This window comes from Halobellus sp. GM3 (assembly GCF_052545375.1).
In genome coordinates this window covers 223642-243399 of sequence record NZ_JBQWLT010000003.1, presented here as the reverse complement: position 1 = coordinate 243399, position 19758 = coordinate 223642, and the positions used below count along the sequence as shown (strand labels likewise).

Below are 19758 nucleotides of genomic sequence, written 5' to 3'. Positions count from 1 at the left end.
CACGCCTTCAGACACTCGATTGCACGCCAGTGTGCGGTCTGATGCGTAATCGATTGCAAACGCTACTTTGGGTATGAAACGGCCGTTCGGTGGTCATTCATATTGAGCGGTACGCGGTTCGGCGGGGTCGAATACAACTTTTTAGCCTCATAGTACCCAAGAGCAATCATCCAATGGCCCCTGATGCAATCGAAGGCACTGATCTCCGGGGGTTGATACAGAGTTCACCGGATGTGATCGTGATCGCTGACCCCGAAACGGGAGCGATCGTAGCGGTGAACCAAGCCGCAGAAGCGTTCTTCGGCTACACACAAGAGGAGTTACGCTCGATGAACGTGCTTGCCCTGCATCCCGCCGACGAACGCGGACGGTACGGACAGCTCTTCGAGACGCATTTTGAGCAGCAACCGGCCGTCATATCCCAATTCGAGGATGGCTCACCCGTGTTCGCGGTCACCGCTGATGGGGATCGGATTCCCGTCGAGATCAATGCGTGGAGTATCGAAGACGAGGCAGGCGACCGGCCGCTCTTCCATGGCGTATTCCGGGACGTCTCGGAGCGGCTCCGTCGGCAGCGTGAGCTCCAGCGACAGAACGAGCGACTCGAGGAGTTTTCCAGCGTCGTCGCACACGATCTTCGGAACCCGTTGAACGTCGCTCAAGGCCGAGCCGCGCTCCTCGAAGAGAAGTGCGAAATCGAACATCTCGATCCGCTGCAGACCGCATTGGAGCGGATGGGAGAGATCATTGACGATACCTTGACGCTCGCACGCAGCGGGGACCGCGTGGGGGATATGGAGCCGGTCGACGTCGTGAGTGCGATTGGCAGCTGCTGGGAGGTGGTCGACACCTCCGCGGCCACATTGGAGATTGAGGAGGAAGTCACGGTCCGTGCGGATCCAGACCGGATACGGCACATCTGCGAGAACCTGCTTCGGAACGCCATCGAACACGGCGGCGAAGACGTTACCGTCCGTGTCGGTCGGGCAGACGAGGATGCGATATACATCGAAGATGACGGGCCAGGCATTCCTGAAACCGAACGGGAGGCGGTTTTTGAGCCGGGACACTCGACCGACCCCGATGGAACCGGGATCGGATTGGCCATCGTGCAGCGGCTCGCTGAAGCACACGAGTGGGACGTCACGCTGACTGACAGTGAATCCGGTGGGGCGCGATTCGAGTTCAGCGGCGTCGAGATCCAGTCATCGACCCACGACTGAAGTCGCGGGCTTCCTCCTTACATCCCTGTGAAATCCGCCAATTGCCGGTCTAACAAACAGGCCCACACGCTTAGCGGAGACGGGAGTGGCGAGTCGGGGCGTCGGCTCCTCGACGATCAGTCGTCCGCGGGCGCGTCGGCGTCGGAGCCTTCGACGCTGACTTCGATCTCGGCGGCGGCGGCCTTGTACTCGGGGATCTTCGCCCGGTCGTCGAGCACGTCGTTCGTGAGGCGGTTCGCGGAGGCGGCCGCGAAGTGCGGCGTCGTCCAGATGACGCCCTCTTTGATGTCCTCTGTGACGTGCGCCTCGACGGTGATCTCGCCGCGTCGGGACGTGACGGTGATCTCCTCGCCGTCCTCGATGCCGTAGCGCTCGGCGTCGTTCGGGTGAACGTCGACGAAGTTCTCCGGGTACTGCTTGTTGAGCCGCGGCGAACGGCGGCTCATCGTGCCGGTGTTGTAGTGCTCTTCGAGCCGCGCGGTCGTCAGCACGAGCGGGTACTCGTCGTCGGGGACCTCCTTGGGCTCCTGGTGGGTGACGCCCTCGATGTGGCCGAGTCCGCTCTCGGTTTCGAAGCCGTCCGCATAGAGGTACTGATCGCCCTCGTCACCCGGCTCGTAGCAGGGCCAGTGGATGCCCTCCTCGCCCAGCGCGTCGTAAGTCATCCCGTGGTAGCTCGGACAGACCTGCCGGAGCTCCTCGAAGACCTCCTCTGGGGTGTCGAAGGAGAAGCCCTCGTCGAAGAGCCGCGTCCCGACCTCACAGAGGATCTCGAGGTCGTGCTTCGTGTTCTCGTGGACCTTCTGGACCCCGCGCATCCGCTGGACGCGCCGGTCGGTGTTGGTCACGGTGCCGCCGCGCTCGGCCCACGTCGTCGCCGGCAGGACGACGTCGGCGTACTCCGCGGTCTCGGTCATGAAGATGTCCTGGACGACGAGGAAGCCCAACTCCTCGAGTAGGTCGGCGACGTGGTTGGCGTTGGGCTCGGACATCACCGGGTTCTCTCCCATCACGTACATCCCCCGGATCTGCTCGCCGATGCTGTGGGTGATCTCGACGTTCGTGAGCCCGGGCTCGTCGGGGATCTCGAAGCCCCAGACCGCCTCGACGCTCTCGCGCGCCTCGTCGTCGTCGACGAGCTGGTAGCCGGGCAGGACGTTCGGCATCGCGCCGACGTCTGAGGTCCCCTGCACGTTGTTCTGGCCGCGCAGCGGGTTGACGCCCGTGCCGGGGCGACCGAGGTTACCGGTGGCGAGCGCGAGGTTGATCTCGTTTTGGACGTTGTCCACGCCGCAGGTGTGCTGGCTCATCCCCATTCCGGTGAAGATGGCGGCGTTGTCGGCGGTGGCGTACTTCTCCGCGGCGAGTTCGATGTCCTCGAGGGGGACGCCGCACTCCTCGGCGGCGGCCTCCTTGTCGAAGTCCTCGAGCGTCTCCCGGAGGTGCTCGATGCCCTCCGTGCGCGCTTCGACGAACTCCTCGTCGACCCAGTCGTTCTCCAGCACCGTCTTGAGGACGATGTTCAAAAGCGGGATGTCGGTGCCGGGTTTGAGCTGGAGGTGCTGGTGGCGGTCCGTCTCGTCGATGTCGAAGGAACTCGTCGTCTTGTTCGCGTGGGGGTCGACTTGGATGACGGTCGCGCCGTCGAGGACGGCCTGCCGGAAGTAGTTGCTGTTGGCGATGGGGTGCTGTTCGGCCGGGTTCGCGCCCTGAATCCACAGCACGTCGGCCTCCTCCTGTAAGTCCTCCATGCTGTTGGTCATCGCGCCCGCGCCGAGACTCGTCCGGAGCGCCCAGACCGTCGAGGCGTGGCACATCCGGGTGCAGTTGTCGACGTTGTTGGTGCCGTACCGGCGAGCGAGCTTCTGGAGGAGGTAGTTCTCCTCGTTCATCGTCTTCGAGGAGCCGAAAAAGCCCATCGCGTCGGGGCCGTGCTCCTCGCGGATCTCCTCCATCTCGGCGACGATCCGCTCGTAGGCCTCCTCCCACGTGGCCTCGCGGAACTCCCCGTCCTCTTTGATGAGCGGGTCCGTCAGGCGGTCCTCGTGGTCGACGACCTGCGTCGCGGCGCCGCCCTTGATGCAGACGCGGCCGTCGTTGACAGGCGCGTCGCCCCAGGGCATGAATCGCATATCCCCCGGCTCCTCGCCCGGCTGAACCTGGATCCCGCAGCCGACGCCACAGTACGGACAGATCGTCTTCACCGGATCTTGTTCGTCACTCGACATAAATTCGCGCCTCCGCGTGATGGGTCATCTCGTTTGTAAACCACCCCGGCCACGAGTATGAATCTTTCTCACACACCGGATACCGAGAGAACCGGATCGGCGCTCGAAACGTCCGGTTTCGTACGATCGGATCGATTCGTTGACCCCCCAATTCGGCCGTAGGGGTTGCGGCGGATATATTGCCTCTCTGACAAGCTGTGGAATGCTCGCGTAACCGATCGCCCGACCGCGGCGAAAATAACAGTTGGGAGATACGAACCGGGACGAAAGCGTTGAGGCGACTGACCCACTTCGTTCGGTATGGAGCTGACCGCAGCGGTCGTCGAGGACCGGATCAGCGAATACCCCGACGTGCAGCCGCTGTCGGCGGTGGAAGCCGAACACGTAGAACTGCTCCCGAAGCTGTTCGCGAGCGGGGACTACGGCTGGCGCGACCCGGAGTGGGTCGTCCAGTGGTACGGCCGCCGCTTCCTCGGTGCGATGCCGAACGCCGACCGTCGCGAACTCGAGGCCGCGTACGACGAAAACGACTACGAGGCGGTACACGACGCCATCTCGGCCGCCGTCGAGGCGGACGATGCCGCGGAGATGCTCTCGCATCTGACGGCGCTGTCCGGCGTCGGCGTGGAGGTCGGGTCGGCGTTCTGTCAGTTCATCGATCCCGAGCGGTACGTCGTCGTCGACGAGCGCCAGTGGTCGGCGCTCCGCGAGGCCGGAGCGTTCGACGGCATCGAAGACCTCGACGCGCCCTACCCGAACCCGCCGACGGTCGCGACGTACGAGCGCTATCTCGAACGCTACCGCTCGATCGCCGATCGCTGTGGGTGCAGCCTCTGGGACCTCTATCGGGCGCTCTGGGTGCTCGCCGGCGACACGCGGTAATCGAGAAACGAAACAGCGAGAGCGGGCTGTCGGTCCGAAGTGGGCCGCGACCGACTGACCTCAGAACAGGCCGCTGATGTTGCCGTCCGCGTCGATGTCCATCCCGGCGGCGGCGGGCACGGCCGGCAGGCCGGGCATGTCCAGCACGTCACCGGTGAGTGCGACGAGGAAGCCCGCGCCCGCGGAGGGGTACAGATCGCGGACTTCGAGCTCCCATCCCGTCGGCGCGCCCTTCTTGCTCGGATCGTCGCTCAGCGAGTGGAACGTCTTCGAGAGGCAGACCGGCATGTCGTCGAATCCGAGCTCCTCCATCCGCTCGATGTCGTCCTCGACGCTGCCGGTGTAGTTGACGCCGTCGGCGCCGTAGACCTCCGTGGCGACCGTCTCGATCTTCTCTTTGATCGACGCCTCGTCCGGGTAGAGGTGATCGAAGTCGTCCTCGTCGCCCGCCTCGACGGCCTCGATGACGTGCTCGGCGAGGTCGACGCCGCCCTCGCTGCCCTCGGCGAAGACGTTCGACTCGGCGATGCGCACGCCGAGGTCCTCGCGGCAGTGATCGAGGACGGCCTGGACCTCCTCGTCGGAGTCGTCGGGGAAGCGGTTGAGCGCGACGACGACCGGGACGCCGAACTTCTGGAGGTTCCTGACGTGCTTGTCGAGGTTCGCGAAGCCGGCCTCGAGCTCGTCGACGCCCGCCTCCTTCACGGCGTCGAGGTCCGCCGGCCACATCCCCATTCCGTGGTACTTGAGCGCGCGGACCGTCGAGACGAGCACGACCGCGTTCGGCGTCATATCGCCCAGCCGACAGACGATATTCATGAACTTCTCCGCGCCGAGGTCGGAGCCGAAGCCGGCCTCGGTGACGAGGTAATCGCCCATCCCGAACGCGGTCTTGTCGGCGATCAGCGAGTTCGTCCCGTGGGCGATGTTCGCGAACGGGCCGCCGTGGACGAACGCGGGCGTGCCCTCGATGGTCTGGACGAGGTTCGGCTTGATCGCGTCCTTCAGGAGCATCGTCGCCGGGCCGGTCGCGTCGATGTCGTCGACGGTAATCACCTCGCCGTCTTCTCCGTAGGCGACGATGATGCGCGCGATGCGCTCTTTGAGGTCCGCGAGGTCCTCGGCCAGACAGAGCACGGCCATCAGCTCGGAGGCCGCGGTGAGCAGAAACCGGCTCTCGCGGGGCGTTCCGCCGGACTTGCCGCCGAGACCGATGACGATGTCGCGGAGCGCCCGCTCGTTCATGTCCATCGCTCGCGGCCACGCCACGTCGTTGATGTCGACGTCGAACTCGTCGCTCTGGGAGATCTTCGCATCGAGCATCGCGGCGATGAGGTTGTGCGCCGACGTGAGCGCGTGCAGGTCGCCGGTGAAGTGGAGGTTGATGTCCTCCATCGGCAGCACCTGCGAGTAGCCGCCGCCGGCCGCGCCGCCCTTGACGCCGAAGACCGGCCCCAGCGACGGTTCGCGGATCGCGATCATCGCGTCCTCGCCGACGTGGTTGAGGGTCTGACCGAGACCGACCGTGGTCACGGTCTTGCCCTCGCCCATCGGCGTCGGCGTCATCCCCGTTACGAGCACGAGGTTGCCCTCGTTGTTCTCGGCGTTGTCGCGGAGTCGGCCAACGGCGTCGTGAGACAGTTTCGCCTTGTAGTCGCCGTACAGTTCGACGTCGTCCGCGCCGATCCCCCACGAGTCGAGCACGTCGACGACGTGTTCTTTCTCCGCCGACTGCGCGATCTCGTAGTCCGTCGGGAACCCGCCGCTCTCGTCTGAAGACGTCATACCTGTCGGTGTCCCGCGGGGACCACGTAAGCGTATCGGAAAAAAGTGAAAGATGCGATAGAAGACGTGTTTCGGGCCGGTTCACCGGTGTGATATTTGATCCGAAATGCTCGGACTATTCTCGGTGTATTCGGAGTGAAAACAGTCCGCATACCGGGCGGTATATCCACGTATTTCCGGGCTGATATCGGAAATAGGATCATCTCCGTCGGTTCTGCCTCGATCCGGTCAGTGCCGACGAGTGCTGATCTTGTTCCGAAATATTCGGTTCCTTCCTTCAACCATATCGTTTCGAATATCCGATGGTTTCTCGTCGCTCCGCTGCGATAGGTTAATCAGTCGACCGCCGCCGATACGTGGTATGAAGTACCACGAGGCCGCCGACTATCTCACCTCGTTTCAGCAGCGTCGGCCGAAGCTCGGTATCGAGACGACGGCGCGGATGCTCTCGCACTTCGGCGATCCCCACCTCGACGTCGACTGCGTCCAGATCGCCGGCTCGAACGGCAAGGGGAGCACGGCGCGGATGCTCGAGAGCGTGCTCCGGCGGGCGGATCTGAGCGTCGGCCTCTTCACGTCGCCCGGCCTCAACGACTTCCGCGAGCAGGTGCGCGTCGACGGTCGACCCGTGGCGAAATCGCAGATCGCGCAGTACGCCGAGGAGCTCACGCCCTGTATCGACCGTCTCCGCGAGGACGACGACGAGCCGACGCACTTCGAGGTCCTCACGGCGACCGCGCTCCGGCACTTCAGCGAGATGGACGTCGACGTGGCGGTGCTCGAGGTCGGGATCGGCGGCCGCTACGACGCGACGAGCGCCGTCGACCCGGTCGCCAGTGCGGTCACGAGCGTGAGTCTCGAACACACGGAGCTCCTCGGCGATACCGTCGAGGAGATCGCTCGGGACAAAGCGCAGGTCGCCCCGCGGAACGGTCCGCTGGTGACGGGGGCGGACGGCCCGGCGCTGGCCGCGATCCGCGAGGTGACGGACGTGATCGCCGTCGGTCCCGGCGAGGGCGCGCCCGACGTCGTCGCGGTCGAGTCGGGGATGCACTCCACGGTCGAGAGCGAGGTTTCGATCACCGGCCCCGACTGGGCCGTGGAGACGAAGCTGCCGCTTCTCGGCGCGCATCAGGCGACGAACGCCGGCGTCGCGGCGACGCTCGCGCGCCAGGTCGTCGACGTCGACCCCCAGACCATCGCCGACGGGCTCCGCGCGGTGACGTGGCCCGGCCGATTCGAGATCATGTCGACCGAGCCGATGACCGTCCTCGACGGCTCGCACAACCCCGGCGCGACGGCGACGCTGTCGGACCTCCTCGGGCGGTACGAGTACGAGGACCTCCACCTCGTCTTCGCGGCGATGTCGGACAAGGACTACGACGAGATGCTCGCCTCGCTGCCGCCGATCGCGACGGCGTACGCGACGCGACCGGAGCTCGATCGGGCCGTCGACGCCGACACGCTGGCGTCGGCGCTCGGTGACTACGCCGACGCCACGCAGGCGGTTCCGTCGGTCCCGGAGGCCACGGAACGCGCCGTCGAATCGGCCGGCCCGGACGATTTCGTCCTCGTGACCGGCTCGCTGTACGCCGTCGCGGAGGCGCGTGACCGCTGGACGCGACGCCTCGTCCCGACCGCCAGGACGCGCGCGTCGCACACGAGGGCGTCCTTCGTCGGCGCGGCGTTCGAGGAGTCGTCGGCCGACGTCGCGGCCGCGGGATCGGCGGATCGGCCGGCGACTCACGACGGCGGCCGCGGCGTGGAGGCCGTCGACCGGCGGTTCTTCCGCACCTACCTCCGGCCGGGGCAGGCCGAGCGCGTCGCGGAACTCCTCGCGGAACGCGGCGGACAGTGCCGGCGCTCGACCGCCGGGAGCCCGGAGAAGCTGGTCGCGACGGTGCTCGCGGGGACGACCGAACAGCTCCGGTCGCTCGCGGACGACCTTGCCTCGGAGGGAAGAGGGCTGCGCCGCGTCGCGACGCAGCTCCGGGACCAACTGGACCCCGTCGACCCGCCGCGCGAGGCGGGACTCGGGCCAGTCGTCGACGACGGGACGGCGGTGATGGGCATTCTCAACGTCACGCCGGACAGCTTCCACGACGGCGGCGAGTACGCGGCGTCCGAGGCCGCGCTCGAACGGGCGGCGGCGATGGTCGACGCCGGCGCCGACATCATCGACGTCGGCGGCGAGAGCACCCGCCCCGGCGCAGAGCCGGTCTCGGCCGACGACGAGATCGACCGCGTGGTCCCGGTGATCGAGGCGATCGACGACCTCGGCGTCCCGATCTCGATCGACACCCGGAAGGCGGCCGTCGCCGACGCGGCCCTCGAGGCCGGCGCCGACATCGTCAACGACGTTTCCGGGCTCGCGGACCCGGCGATGCCCTTCGTCGTGGCCGACCACGGCGCCTCGCTCGTGCTGATGCACAGCGTCTCCGTGCCCGTCGACCCGAACAGCGATCCCGTCTACGACGACGTCGTCGAGGACGTGATGACCGAGCTCTCTGAGCAGCTCATCCGAGCCGAGCGAGCGGGCATCCCCCGCCACCGGATCGTCGTCGATCCCGGCTGCGGGTTCGGCAAATCCCCCGCCGAGTCGTTCGAGCTGATCGACCGCGCGCACGAGTTCACCGCGCTCGGCTGTCCCGTCCTGATCGGCCACTCCCGGAAGTCGATGTTCAGCGCCGTCGACGCGGCGGACGACGGACGGCTGAGTCCGACGCTGGCGGGGACGGCGATCGCCGCGGACCGCGGCGCGGCCGTCGTCCGCGTCCACGACGTGGCCGAGAACGCCGCGGTCGTTCGCACCGCCGTCGGCCGCGTCGACCGCGAGCCGTAGCGGCCCCCTTCGACGGGACCGGGTTCGCCGGTACACTTTCACACCCCGGTGTGCAAGCACCGGCCGTGCTCTCGGCCGTCCAACTCACAGGTGTCAGTCCCGCTCTCCACGCGCCGGTACCGCTGCTGGCGTCGCTGCCGCTGCAAACGGTCGACCCGTCGGCCGTGCTCGATCTCCCGGCGCCGATCAAAGCGCTGGGTGCGTTTCTCGCCAGCACGGTTTTCGGCGGGGCGGTGATCTACCGGTACGGCGGTCGGCTTCCGGCCGCGGTCGACGCGTCGACGGCGAGCCTGCCGCTGTCTGCGGTCTACGGCATGCTCGCGTACGGTCTCGTCAGTTTCCTCATCGCGTACGGCTACACACAGCTGTTCAGGCTGGGCGTCGGCGCACCGGCGCTCACGGTTCTCGGCGCCGCCGTCCTCGGCGGCGGGCTGCTCGCGCTCGCCGGGGTCGGCTACGTCGTCGTGGGGGCGTGGCTCGCCGAATTGACGGGGTTCGGCGATCCGTGGGTGGGACTTCTCGGCGTCGGGCTGGTCGGTGCCATCGCGGTGCTGGTGCTCCCGCTCGTCGCCGGGGTTGCCGTGTGGTTCGGCATCGCGGCCGTCGGAATCGGCGGGCCGGTCAGGCGGTGGATCCACGCCGACGCCGCCGAACGGCGGGTCGACGAACACTGAGACGGTCCGTTGGAGCGATACGATCCGATTGAGTCTCTCAGACCGACCGTATGATAGGGATCCGGTGCGTATCCTCGCGTATGGTCCCAGTCCACCTCCCGGTCGGCGTCTTGCAGCTCCCCTTCGATACGCTCGGGGACCTCGTGACGCTCGCCGGCACGCTGCTTTTGTTCGTGTTCCTCCTCGCGCTCGGCGCGTTCGCGTACCAGAGCCTCACCGGCGACGGCATCCGGTGGCCCGACGAGACGGACGTCGAGGAAAACGGGGTCGAACGGCGGCGCGGAGACGGCGACGACGAGGACGAGTGGAAATACTATTGAGCGGGCGAAAGAGCCGCCACCGAACAGAACACGACTGTGACCGGAGGCGGCCGGAGAAAAGCGGAGCCGAGTAAGAGGCGGTTCGCCGTCAGTCGCTGCCCTCCGTTTCGCCGCCTCTGACCTCCGTGACGGTCTCTCTGCCCGAAGTGACCACATCGATTTCGTCCTGATCAGTGAGGTCTTGGATGCGCTCTGCGAACTGCTCTGAGGATAGGATCTCGTGTTCGTTCTGGAGCCCCTGATACACCGTGTAGCACATCAGGACCAGTATGATCGCGAACGGGAACCCGGTCGCGATCGCAGCCGTCTGCAGCGCGCCGAGACCGCCGCCGATGAGCAGCACGGCGGCGACCGCGCCCTCGGTGACCGCCCAGAAGATGCGCTGGGCCTTCGGCACGTCGTGCTTGCCGCCGGAGGTCAGGTGGTCGATGACCAGCGAGCCCGAGTCCGAGGACGTGACGAAGAAGGTGATCACCAGAAGCGTCGCGAGCAGCCCGGAGATGGCTCCCAGCGGGAACTGCTCCAGCATCGCGAACATCGCGACCGTCTGGCCGACGTCGTTGTAGGTCGCGAGGACCGCGCCGTTACCGACGAGCGTGTTCTGCAGCGCGCTGCCGCCGAAGGCGGCGAGCCAGAGCGTCGAGAACAGCGACGGGAGGAACAGCACGCCCATCACGAACTCGCGGACCGTACGGCCCTTCGAGATACGCGCGATGAACATCCCGACGAAGGGCGACCACGCGATCCACCACGCCCAGTAGAACACCGTCCACGCGCCGACGGTTGCCGCCCCCTCACCGAGCGTCCCGGTGAAGAACGACAGCGAGAGGAGGTTTCCGAAGTACGCGCCGAGTCCCTCGACCCACGCGCCGAAGATGTAGAGCGTGGGGCCGACGATGAGGAGGAATCCGAGCAGGATGAGCATCAAATAGAGGTTTATCGTGCTCAGACGCTTGACGCCGCCCTCCAACCCGGCCGCGACCGACAGCGTCGCGATGGCGGTGATGCCGGCGATCAGCGCCACCTGCGGCATCGTCCCGGTCGGGATGCTCACGAGTCCCAGCATATCGCCGAGGACGTACGAGAGACCGGTGTTGACCTGCGCGACACCGAGGCCGAGCGAGGTCGCGAGGCCGAACAGCGTCGCGAACACCGTCACGAGGTCGATGACGTGACCCGGCCAGCCGTAGATCCGCTCGCCGAGCAGCGGCCAGAAGATCGAACGGAACGTCAGCGGGAGTCCGCGGTTGAACGAGAAGAACGCCAGGCCGAGGCCGACGAGCCCGTAGATGGCCCACGGGTGGAAGCCCCAGTGGAAGAACGTCTGCGTCATCGCCGCGACGCCCGCTGCCCCCGTCCCCGCCTCGGCGCCGAAGAACCCCGGCACGTTCGAGACGTAATACAGCGGCTCGGAGACGCTGAAGAACATCAGGCCGATACCCATCCCGGCGCTGAACAGCATCGCCATCCACGCGAAGTCACTGAATTCCTTTTCCGCCTCGACGCCCCCGATCCGGATCGTCCCGAACTTGCCGAGGGCGAAATACAGTATCGTCACGATGAAGATGTTCACCGCGAGCAGGTAGAACCAGCCGAAGTTGCCCTCGAAGAAGCCACGGACCGCCGAATACGCCTCCGCTGCTTGGTCTCCGAGGAGGATCGTGACGGCGATGAACACCGCGATCAAAAGCAGTGCGACCGGGAAGACGATCGGGTGGATGTCGAACCCGAACCGTTGAATGTTGGTGTCGCCCGGCTCGCGATCGGACTCCGGATGGAACAGCTCCACTTGGAGCCCGTCGGACATCTCGCCGGTCGTGTCGCTATCTGACATACGGTACCTCCGCCGTGTCGAGTCTGCTACGTTCGTGCGTGATCATAGGTTTCTCCGAATCGAGTGTCACGGTACGTTCCTGTTCCCCGCTGCATCGGTCTGTGTTCCCCGCTCAGCTCGTTATCGGACTGTGCTGACAGTGGCCGACCCACCGTCGGGCGCCGTCGGTTGGGCTACTCCCAAGGGGAGTGTTACACAACCTCGTACACTATCAATCGTTGAGATATAATAAAACTTGGGCAATATTCACCGATTAGGGACTGAGACGCCCATCTGTCCCCGTTTCCGAGTAAATTTTATAGTGGTATTTACTCACATTTGCGGCAAATATGCGGAGCTTTCGCGGTGAATTAACATAGGAACGGTCCGTCTCCCCCATCGTGATAGATCGAATACGTCTTGTGGTTCGGTGGCTCGGGTGGATCCTCGAGCGGATCGTCGCGCCGCTCCGATCGAACCCCGATAGCGTGGGATTCACGCTGTCGATTCCGGAGACCGGGACGACGACCATCGACGGCGACGTCGGATGGGGGTCTCGGCCGCCCGCGCTGCTTCGGTGTTCGCGCTGCGGCAGCGACCTCTACCATCGACATCCCTACGACGACATCGACTGCCCCCGTTGCGTCGCCACGCACTCGTACGAGGAGTTCGCAGCGCTGGAGTTCCGCCGCTTCCGCTGTCCGGTCTGCGGATCGGCGATGGAGCACGGGAACCGCCACCCGAACCGGATCGACGTCCCCGAGTGGGCGACCTGTCACGCGTGTCGCTACCACTGGGAGTTCAGACACAGTTACTAGCCGCTGTGCGGGCGATACCCCCAGTCGACGACAGAACTATACTGATTCACGCGGGCCACATTACGTATGCCGAACTATCTCGCGACCGCGGCCGCGGTCTTGGTGGTCGCGCTCTTCGCCGTCGCGCTCCTCTCGATGGCCGCGGCCAACTACTCCGCGGCCGGCGTGACGTTCCTCTGTGCCAGCCTCGTCATCTACCTCCGAGAGAAATGGTTATCGTAGCGGTCGCAGCCGGGAGACTCATCCGGTCGTCCCATTCAGACGAGCGACTCAGCGAAGGCGTGCGAACGCAGCGTGTCGGAACGCAGGTCCCGACTCGCTCGCACCCGTCCCGCGCTCATACTGATTGTTCTCGCTGTGTCCCGGTGACCGCCGTCACCGGAGCGGGTGATCGCCGGTACGAGACGAGCACAACCGTTATCAGCGCTCCTCCATACGCATCCGCTGTGTGATGACCGGAACCGTGGCGGTCCGCACCACTTTGTCCATCGTTCCGCCGAGCAGCCCCCCGATCGTTCCGCGATAGGCCGATCCCATCACGATGGCGTCCATTCCCTCGTCTTTGGCGTAGTCGACTATCTCCTCGCTCGGTGCACCAGTCCGCATCGCTGTCGTGTACTCGACGCCGTGTTCGGCGGCGAGCTCGCCGAGATTGTCGAGTATCTCGTCCCCGTATGCCCGGTACTCCTCTCGCATCTCCTCCTCGTCGTCGCGCAGCGCCAGCGCCCGCGGCGCGCCGGGGAGATCGATGACGTACAGCGCGTGCACGCTCGCATCGAGCGCGGCCGCGAGCTCGATCCCGTGTCTGGCACCCTTTTTCGCCTCGTCGCTCCCGTCGTACGGTATCAGTATGTGGTCGTACATCGCTCCGAACCAGGCTGACCCACGTGACGCGTTGACAAATAACTTTCCGCGGGGTCGACAGGTCGAACGGGTCGTCGCGGCCGCTCGGGGCGGGGACACGCGGCGCTACCGAACACGGGTGTCGGGAACGGAGTTCAGCGGGGCGATACCCGCAACCATCGAGCCAGTCGGGCCGAGGCGAGCCGAAACGAGTCGACTGACCGCAGCGTGAGCACTACCCCGCTCTCAGTCGGCCTGTCCGGCCGCACTGCTCGCGTCCGTCGCGGTCGCGTCGCCCGCGTTGGGAGCGCTCTCGACGGCCTCGACGAGCAGTTCGGCGACGTCGACGATCTCGATGTCGTCCTCGTAACCGCCGGTCTTTCTGCCGTCCTCGTACATCGTCATACACATCGGGCAGGCAACGACGAACTTCTCGACGGCGCCGCCGGCCTCGGTGTCTTCGAGCGCCTCGCGCATCCGCTCTTCGCTCGGCTTCGACTCCTCCTCGAGGTCCATCCAGAGGCCGCCGCCGCCGCCGCCGCAGCAGAACGACTCGCTCCGGTTGCGGGGCATCTCTGCGAGCGTCGCGCCAGTCGCTCGGATGAGCTCTCGCGGCGCCTCGTACTCGTCGTTATACCGGCCGAGGTGACACGGGTCGTGGTAGGTGACCGTGTAGTCGAGTTCGTCGCCGCGGAGGCCGAGTCTGTCCGCCTCGACGAGTTCCTCGACGGCCTGCGTCCAGTGCAGGACCTCGATCTCTCCGTCCGCGTTCCACTCGCCGTCGAACTCGAAGTCCAAGAGCGGTTCGTCGGCGAACTCGGCGTACTCGACCTCCGGGTACTCGTTTTTGAACGTGTTGTACGAGTGGGGGTCCGTGCAGATGATCTTCTCGGGGTCGACCTCCTCGAAGCGCTCGACGTGGTAGCCCGCGAGGTCGACGTAGAGGAACTCCTCGCCGAGGCGGCGGATGTCGTTCCCGTCGTATTTCTCGTCTTCGAAGAGGATGCCGTACTCGACGTCTGCGCGTTCGAGAAGCTTCGCCAACGAGCGGGCGACCTTCTTGTTCCGCTCGTCGTAGCTCGGGTAATCGCCGACGTACCAGAGGTACTCGACCTCCGTCTCCCGGGCGTCCGGGACGTCGAAGTCGAGCTCGTCGGCCCAGTCGGCGCGGGCGTCCGGCCGGTCGCCGAACGTGTTGCCCATTGTCATAATGTTGTCGAACGTGTCTTGGACGTTCGAGTCGACGTCGCCCTGATCGGTGAGCTGCCGGTTCATCCGGGTGAACGACTTCAGGTGCTCGATGTCCACCGGACAGGCGTCCATACAGGCCATACAGGCCATACACGACTCCATCGTCTCCGCGGCGATGACGCTCTCGCCGCCGTCGGCGACGATGTCGATCTCCTCTGTCTCGCCCGCGTCCAGTTCCGTTCGGTACTGTTTCAGATCGAGGATCACGTCCCGCGGGTCGAGCGGACGCCCGGACGACTCCGCCGGGCACGCCGACGAACAGCGACCGCACTTGGTGCAAGCGTCCTGATCGAGGATCTCCTTCCAAGTGAAGTCGTTGATGCTCTCTGCGCCGGTGTCGGCGTCGAGATCGGAGGGCACGCCCGGCAACCGCTTGCCGGCCTTCTCGTCGCGCGTGACGATGTTGGCGTACGACGAGAGCATGTGGAACGGCTTCCCGTACGGGACCGCCGCCACGAACGCGAGCGCGAGAAGCGAGTGCGACCACCAGACGACGGGGTAGATCGCCGCCGCCAGCGACTCGCTCACGCCGGCGAGGGCCAACACGTCAGCGACGAACCACCCGACGAAGCTCACCGTCTCGAAGTCCGGGAAGCCGGTGCCGAGGATGCGGACGCCCTCTGTGAGGTAACCGCCGACGCCGAGGAGGAACAGCGCCCAGATGAAGAAGTCGTCTTCGAGGCTGGTGTGTTTGCCCCACAGCCGCCACTTCCGCGCGGCGTAGCGCCGGTACAGCGCGACGCCGACGCCGACGACGAACAGCAGGCCCATCGCATCCATCACCAGCGAGTACGAGAGGTAGAAGTCGCCGACGAAGAAGGACTGCTCGGCGCCCATCGCCCCCGTGATCGGCCGGTAGACGTCCATGTCGATCGCGAGGATCGTGGTCCCGATAAAGAGCGTGAGAAAGCCCCACAGGATGAACGCGTGCATCAGCCCGCCGACCGTGTCGCGGTCGAAGAGCTTCCGGTTCGAGAGGACGATACCGGCGGCGGAGACGACGCGGCTCGGCAGGTCGTCCAGCCTGTCGAACCAGTCTTTCTGCCCCTCGGTGTAGCGTTGGACGTTTCTGTACACCCCGTATGCGAATATCAGGATCGTTAGAACGGCGAGCAGGTAGAAGACGATCTCGCCGATGTGGCTGATACGCCAGAATGTTGGTCTCGTTGTGGCTCCTTCAGCGACCATCACGGTAGTGATTTCTCCAATATGATCATAAAGCTTGGTACAGGCCATTCCGCCGCTCCCCGTTGGGTCGGTCTCGTTCGAGCCGTCGCCGAAAAACCTACCTCCGTGGCGGGACCTTCCCGACGTATGAACGTCCCAGCCCAGTTCGACCACCCCGCGTGGACCGCCGGCGTCGCGACCGTTCTCAGCTACGGCCTCGACCTACTCGCACTGTTCGCACTCCTGTTCGTGCTCCCGTTTCTGCTCTTTCTCTTCCTGTGAACGAGGGGTGCCCCGCGTCTGTACGCTGACGCCTCGGTGACGAGACCATCACGTGTCGGTGACGAAGCCCCTATAGTAGCGTTTGCAACTGATTGCGCATTCGATCGCACGCAGTCGTGCCATCAGATGCGTGAACACTTGCAAACGCTACTATAGTCATCGACGCGGTCCGGTCTCGGACGGCCGGGCATCGCGCGTAGCGCGGGCCTCAAAATAGGGTTCACTGGTAAGGGTGTGGTTAATTATCGTTGGCTATGTAATACCAATGTCGTATGGGGTCAGGTGCCACTGTACGAACCGAGGCTGATCTTCAATGAGCAGGAACGAATTTCCATCGTCCGCAGGCACAGTCATCATCGGAGCGGGTATCGTCGGCAGTTCCCTCGCGGGAGAGTTGGCCGAGCGGGGCCGCGACGATATCCTCCTGATCGACAAGGGACCGCTCTCGGACCCTGGCGGCTCCACCGGCCACGCGTCGAACTTCATCTTCCCGGTGGAACACAGCAAGGACATGACCCAGCTGACGTCGGACAGCCGGGACATATATCGAGAGTTCGATACGTTCACCAACTCCGGCGGGATCGAGGTCGCCCGCACCGAAGAGCGGATGGCGGAACTCAAGCGACGGGTCGTCTCCGCGAAGTCCTTCGGCGAGGAGGCGGAGCTCCTCACGCCCGAAGAGGTCGAGGAGCTGGTGCCGTACGTCAACACCGACATCATCAAAGGCGGCTTCTACAGCAAGGGCGCGGGCACCTGCGACCCGCTCCGCGCCGGAGAGCTGTATCGCCAGCAGGCCAAAGAGAAGAACGCGCTCCGGACCGCAGCGAACACGGAGGTCACCGACATCCACGTTGAGGGCGGCGAAATAAGCGCCGTCGAGACCGACAAGGGAACCGTCGAGGCCGACGAGGTCATCATCGCCGCGGGGCTGTGGAGCCCGAAGATCGCCGATATGGCGGGCGTCGACATCCCGCTGACGCCGGCGGTCCACCAGATGGTGTCTGTCGGTCCGATCGAGCGCTTCGAGGACGGCGAGGGCGAGATCAACTACCCCGTCATCCGGGACATGGACACCCAGATGTACGAGCGACAGCACGGAAACGACATCGAGGTGGGCTCTTACGAGCACCGGCCCATCCTCTGGGACGTCGAGGACGTCCCCTCCATCGAGGAGTCGCCGCTGTCGCCGACGCAGCCGCCGCTCACGGAGGACGCCTTCGAGAAGTCTATGGAGCACGCCCTCGAGATCATCCCCGAGGTCCTCGACGACCCGGGCGCCGGCGTCCGCCACTCCATCGACGGCCTCCTGTCGGTGACGCCCGACGGCCACCCGCTTCTCGGTCCGATCCCGGAGGTCGACGGTCTCTGGTCGTGCGCCGCCATCTGGATCAAGGAGGCGCCCGCCATCGCCCGGGAGGTCTCGAAGTGGATGACGCAGGGCCACCCCGACATCGACATCGTCGCCCACGACCACGTCGCCCGCTTCGACGAGTACGGCGAGACGGAGGAGTTCGTCAAGAGCCGCGCCCACGAGGGCTATCAGAAGATCTACGGCATCGTCCATCCGCGCGAGCAGTGGCAGTCGACGCGGCCGCTCCGGACCAGCGCGTTCTACAACCGTCAGGAGGACCTCGACGCGGAGTTCTTCGAGGCGGGCGGCTGGGAGCGTCCCCGCTGGTACGAATCGAACGCGGACCTCCTCGAGACGTACGAGGACCAGATCGCGGACCTCCGAAGACCCAACGAGTGGGACAGCCGCTGGTGGTCGCCGATCGTCCTCGCCGAGCACCTGCACCTGCGGAACAACGGCGGGATGATCGGCGACACCGGCTTCGGTATCTTCGACATCATCGGCAGCGACGCCTACGAGAACATGGAGCGACTCTGCGTCGCGTCGATGGACCTCGACGTGAACGACTCGGTGTACACGCCGGTGCTCGCGCCGAACGCCGGCTTCGTCGCCGACCTGACGGTCGCCCGGCTCGGCGAGAACCACTACCGCGTCATCACCGGCGGCGGCCACGCCGGACAGGACAAGACGTGGTTCGGCGGGAAGCTGGAAGGCGACGCCGAACTCATCGGTCGCTCCTCTGAGCTTTGTACCCTCGGCGTCTGGGGGCCGAACGCGGAGAAGCTGATGGACTCCATCTCCGAGGAGCCGATGACGTCCGACTCCTTCGACTTCGCGGAGATGAAAGACGTCACTATCGGCCCGGTCAACGCCAAGGCGTTCCGCATCTCCTACGTCGGCGAGTTCGGCTGGGAGATCTACGCGCCGATGGACCGCGGCCAGCGCCTCTGGGACACGATCTACGAGGCCGGCAAGGAGTTCGACGTCCGCCCGATCGGTACGGGCGTCTACGGCGAGACCGGTCGGATGGAGAAGGGTTACCGCCTGATGGGCGCGGAACTGGAGATCGACTACACCCCGGCGGAGGCCGGGCTGACGTTCCACGGCGTCAAGGACGCCGACTTCATCGGGAAGGAGGCCTACGCCGCCGGCATCGACGAGGAGAACGCCGCGACGCTGTGTACGCTGTCGGTCGCGGATCACGCGCCCGACGGCGGCGAGCGGCGGTTTATGACCGGCGGCGAACCCGTCCTCGACGGCGACGGAGACGTCCTCGTCGACGCGGACGGCCGCCGCTCCTACGTCACGTCCGCCGGCACCGGCCCCTCGGTCGGCAAGCACCTCCTGCTCTCGTACCTGCCGCAGGAGTACGCGAACGAGGGCGAAACACTGCAGGTCGAGTACTTCGGACAGCACTACCCCGTCGAGGTCGAGGTCGTCGGCAGCGGCGGCGTCTTCGACCCCGACAACGACCGGCTGTACCGAAACGAGTACTGACCATGACGGGACAGGAGCGCTGACTATGGAGATACTCACAGCCATCAAGCGCGTGCCGGAAACGGGCGCGAGGGTCGTACTGACCGAGGACAAGCAAGCCATCGACACCAGCGCGCTGGGGTTCACCTTCAGCCCGCACGAGGAGTGCGCGGTCGAGGAGGCCGTCCAGCTGGTCGAAGAGCACGGCGGCAACGTCACCGCGCTCACGCTCGGCGAGAAAGACGCCACAGAGCAGGTCCGCGAGGCCATCGCAATGGGTGCCGACGACGGGATGCTGCTCGAAACCGACGGCGAGGAGTGGGGTCCGGCCGCCACCGCGACGGCCATCGCCGACGCCGTCGCCGGGAGCGAGGCCGACTTCGACCTCCTGTTGTTCGGCAACGAATCGGCCGACAGCGCCAACCACCAGGTGGGCGTCCGCGTCGCCGAAGAGCTCGGCCTGCCCTGCGTCACGGGGATCAAGGAGTTCGCGGTCGACGGCTCCACGGCCGTCGCGAAACGGGAGATTCCCGGCGGATCGGAGGTCTACGAGATCGAGCTGCCGGCCGTGGTCACCGTCAAGGAGGGCCTGAACGAGCCGCGCTATCCGTCGATGCGCGCGAAGATGCAGGCGCGGAAGGCGTCGGTCGCCCGAACCGAGCCCGACCCCCGCGAGGACGGCCTCGAACTCGTGGAACTCGAAGTCCCCGAAACGGACGACAGCCCGGCCGAAGTCCTCGGTGAGAGCCCCGAGGCGGCGGCCGACGTCGTCGACGTCCTCGAGGAACTGGAGGTGCTCTGAG

Annotated in this window: 15 protein-coding genes; 10 read left to right on the top strand and 5 right to left on the bottom strand. The window is 65.7% G+C overall.

Going from position 1 to position 19758, the window contains the following annotated elements; all coding sequences use genetic code 11:
- Positions 1–173: 173 nt before the first annotated feature.
- Positions 174–1223, top strand: coding sequence for a PAS domain S-box protein (locus tag ACT3HL_RS06540; protein ID WP_445086011.1), 1050 nt, complete (start codon positions 174–176; stop codon positions 1221–1223).
- Between the two features lie 116 nt (positions 1224–1339).
- Here the strand turns inward: ACT3HL_RS06540 and fdhF are convergent, their stop codons facing one another.
- Entirely contained in the window at positions 1340–3451 is a 2112-nt protein-coding gene (fdhF, locus tag ACT3HL_RS06535; protein ID WP_445086010.1) for a formate dehydrogenase subunit alpha, read from the bottom strand.
- A gap of 300 nt (positions 3452–3751) precedes the next feature.
- Here fdhF and ACT3HL_RS06530 point away from each other — a divergent pair, with 300 nt between their 5' ends.
- Positions 3752–4333 (top strand): hypothetical protein, encoded by a 582-nt coding sequence (locus ACT3HL_RS06530; protein ID WP_445086009.1) that lies wholly within the window; start codon positions 3752–3754, stop codon positions 4331–4333.
- 60 nt (positions 4334–4393) lie between these two features.
- On the opposite strand, the gene ACT3HL_RS06525 is transcribed toward ACT3HL_RS06530, so the two are convergent.
- On the bottom strand, positions 4394–6118 hold the full coding sequence (locus tag ACT3HL_RS06525; RefSeq protein WP_445086008.1) for a formate--tetrahydrofolate ligase: 1725 nt from the start codon (positions 6116–6118) through the stop codon (positions 4394–4396).
- A gap of 361 nt (positions 6119–6479) precedes the next feature.
- On the opposite strand from ACT3HL_RS06525, the gene folP reads away from it, so the two are divergent.
- From folP to ACT3HL_RS06510, 3 genes are all read left to right on the top strand, one after another.
- Positions 6480–8960, top strand: coding sequence for a dihydropteroate synthase (folP, locus tag ACT3HL_RS06520; protein ID WP_445086007.1), 2481 nt, complete (start codon positions 6480–6482; stop codon positions 8958–8960).
- 50 nt (positions 8961–9010) lie between these two features.
- A complete protein-coding gene (locus tag ACT3HL_RS06515; RefSeq protein WP_445086006.1) occupies positions 9011–9634 on the top strand; it encodes a hypothetical protein in 624 nt (207 codons plus the stop codon).
- A gap of 80 nt (positions 9635–9714) precedes the next feature.
- Positions 9715–9954: a hypothetical protein gene (locus tag ACT3HL_RS06510; RefSeq protein ID WP_445086005.1), complete on the top strand. Its 240-nt coding sequence runs from the start codon at positions 9715–9717 to the stop codon at positions 9952–9954.
- Positions 9955–10042: 88 nt separating this feature from the next.
- Here ACT3HL_RS06510 and ACT3HL_RS06505 read toward each other — a convergent pair whose 3' ends face one another.
- Positions 10043–11788, bottom strand: a complete 1746-nt coding sequence (locus ACT3HL_RS06505; protein WP_445086004.1) for a BCCT family transporter — start codon at positions 11786–11788, stop codon at positions 10043–10045.
- A gap of 380 nt (positions 11789–12168) precedes the next feature.
- Between ACT3HL_RS06505 and ACT3HL_RS06500 the strand changes: the two genes are divergently transcribed.
- Together ACT3HL_RS06500 and ACT3HL_RS06495 are read left to right on the top strand one after the other, a co-directional pair.
- A complete protein-coding gene (locus tag ACT3HL_RS06500; RefSeq protein ID WP_445086003.1) occupies positions 12169–12585 on the top strand; it encodes a hypothetical protein in 417 nt (138 codons plus the stop codon).
- 66 nt (positions 12586–12651) lie between these two features.
- A complete protein-coding gene (locus ACT3HL_RS06495) occupies positions 12652–12807 on the top strand; it encodes a hypothetical protein (protein ID WP_445086002.1) in 156 nt (51 codons plus the stop codon).
- Between the two features lie 198 nt (positions 12808–13005).
- On the opposite strand, the gene ACT3HL_RS06490 is transcribed toward ACT3HL_RS06495, so the two are convergent.
- On the bottom strand, positions 13006–13449 hold the full coding sequence (locus ACT3HL_RS06490; protein ID WP_445086001.1) for a universal stress protein: 444 nt from the start codon (positions 13447–13449) through the stop codon (positions 13006–13008).
- Between the two features lie 225 nt (positions 13450–13674).
- The gene (locus ACT3HL_RS06485) at positions 13675–15867 is read right to left on the bottom strand and encodes a heterodisulfide reductase-related iron-sulfur binding cluster (RefSeq protein WP_445086000.1); all 2193 of its coding nucleotides are present in this window, start codon (positions 15865–15867) and stop codon (positions 13675–13677) included.
- Between the two features lie 126 nt (positions 15868–15993).
- Here ACT3HL_RS06485 and ACT3HL_RS06480 point away from each other — a divergent pair, with 126 nt between their 5' ends.
- The 3 genes from ACT3HL_RS06480 to ACT3HL_RS06470 all read left to right on the top strand — a co-directional run bounded on the left by ACT3HL_RS06480 (position 15994) and on the right by ACT3HL_RS06470 (position 19757).
- Entirely contained in the window at positions 15994–16128 is a 135-nt protein-coding gene (locus ACT3HL_RS06480) for a hypothetical protein (RefSeq protein WP_445085999.1), read from the top strand.
- A 313-nt stretch (positions 16129–16441) separates the two neighbouring features.
- The gene (locus ACT3HL_RS06475) at positions 16442–18976 is read left to right on the top strand and encodes an FAD-dependent oxidoreductase (RefSeq protein WP_445085998.1); all 2535 of its coding nucleotides are present in this window, start codon (positions 16442–16444) and stop codon (positions 18974–18976) included.
- 25 nt (positions 18977–19001) lie between these two features.
- A complete protein-coding gene (locus ACT3HL_RS06470; protein ID WP_445085997.1) occupies positions 19002–19757 on the top strand; it encodes an electron transfer flavoprotein subunit beta/FixA family protein in 756 nt (251 codons plus the stop codon).
- The last annotated feature ends 1 nt before the right edge of the window (position 19758 follow it).

Bases quoted from the DNA above. Each gene is read 5' to 3' on its own strand.
- ACT3HL_RS06495 (WP_445086002.1), top strand. From the start codon at position 12,652: ATGCCGAACTATCTCGCGACCGCGGCCGCGGTCTTGGTGGTCGCGCTC.
- folP (WP_445086007.1), top strand. From the start codon at position 6,480: ATGAAGTACCACGAGGCCGCCGACTATCTCACCTCGTTTCAGCAGCGT.
- fdhF (WP_445086010.1), bottom strand. From the start codon at position 3,451: ATGTCGAGTGACGAACAAGATCCGGTGAAGACGATCTGTCCGTACTGT.
- ACT3HL_RS06490 (WP_445086001.1), bottom strand. From the start codon at position 13,449: ATGTACGACCACATACTGATACCGTACGACGGGAGCGACGAGGCGAAA.
- ACT3HL_RS06475 (WP_445085998.1), top strand. From the start codon at position 16,442: ATGAGCAGGAACGAATTTCCATCGTCCGCAGGCACAGTCATCATCGGA.
- ACT3HL_RS06510 (WP_445086005.1), top strand. From the start codon at position 9,715: ATGGTCCCAGTCCACCTCCCGGTCGGCGTCTTGCAGCTCCCCTTCGAT.
- ACT3HL_RS06505 (WP_445086004.1), bottom strand. From the start codon at position 11,788: ATGTCAGATAGCGACACGACCGGCGAGATGTCCGACGGGCTCCAAGTG.
- ACT3HL_RS06530 (WP_445086009.1), top strand. From the start codon at position 3,752: ATGGAGCTGACCGCAGCGGTCGTCGAGGACCGGATCAGCGAATACCCC.
- ACT3HL_RS06540 (WP_445086011.1), top strand. From the start codon at position 174: ATGGCCCCTGATGCAATCGAAGGCACTGATCTCCGGGGGTTGATACAG.
- ACT3HL_RS06485 (WP_445086000.1), bottom strand. From the start codon at position 15,867: ATGGTCGCTGAAGGAGCCACAACGAGACCAACATTCTGGCGTATCAGC.
- ACT3HL_RS06480 (WP_445085999.1), top strand. From the start codon at position 15,994: ATGAACGTCCCAGCCCAGTTCGACCACCCCGCGTGGACCGCCGGCGTC.
- ACT3HL_RS06470 (WP_445085997.1), top strand. From the start codon at position 19,002: ATGGAGATACTCACAGCCATCAAGCGCGTGCCGGAAACGGGCGCGAGG.
- ACT3HL_RS06525 (WP_445086008.1), bottom strand. From the start codon at position 6,118: ATGACGTCTTCAGACGAGAGCGGCGGGTTCCCGACGGACTACGAGATC.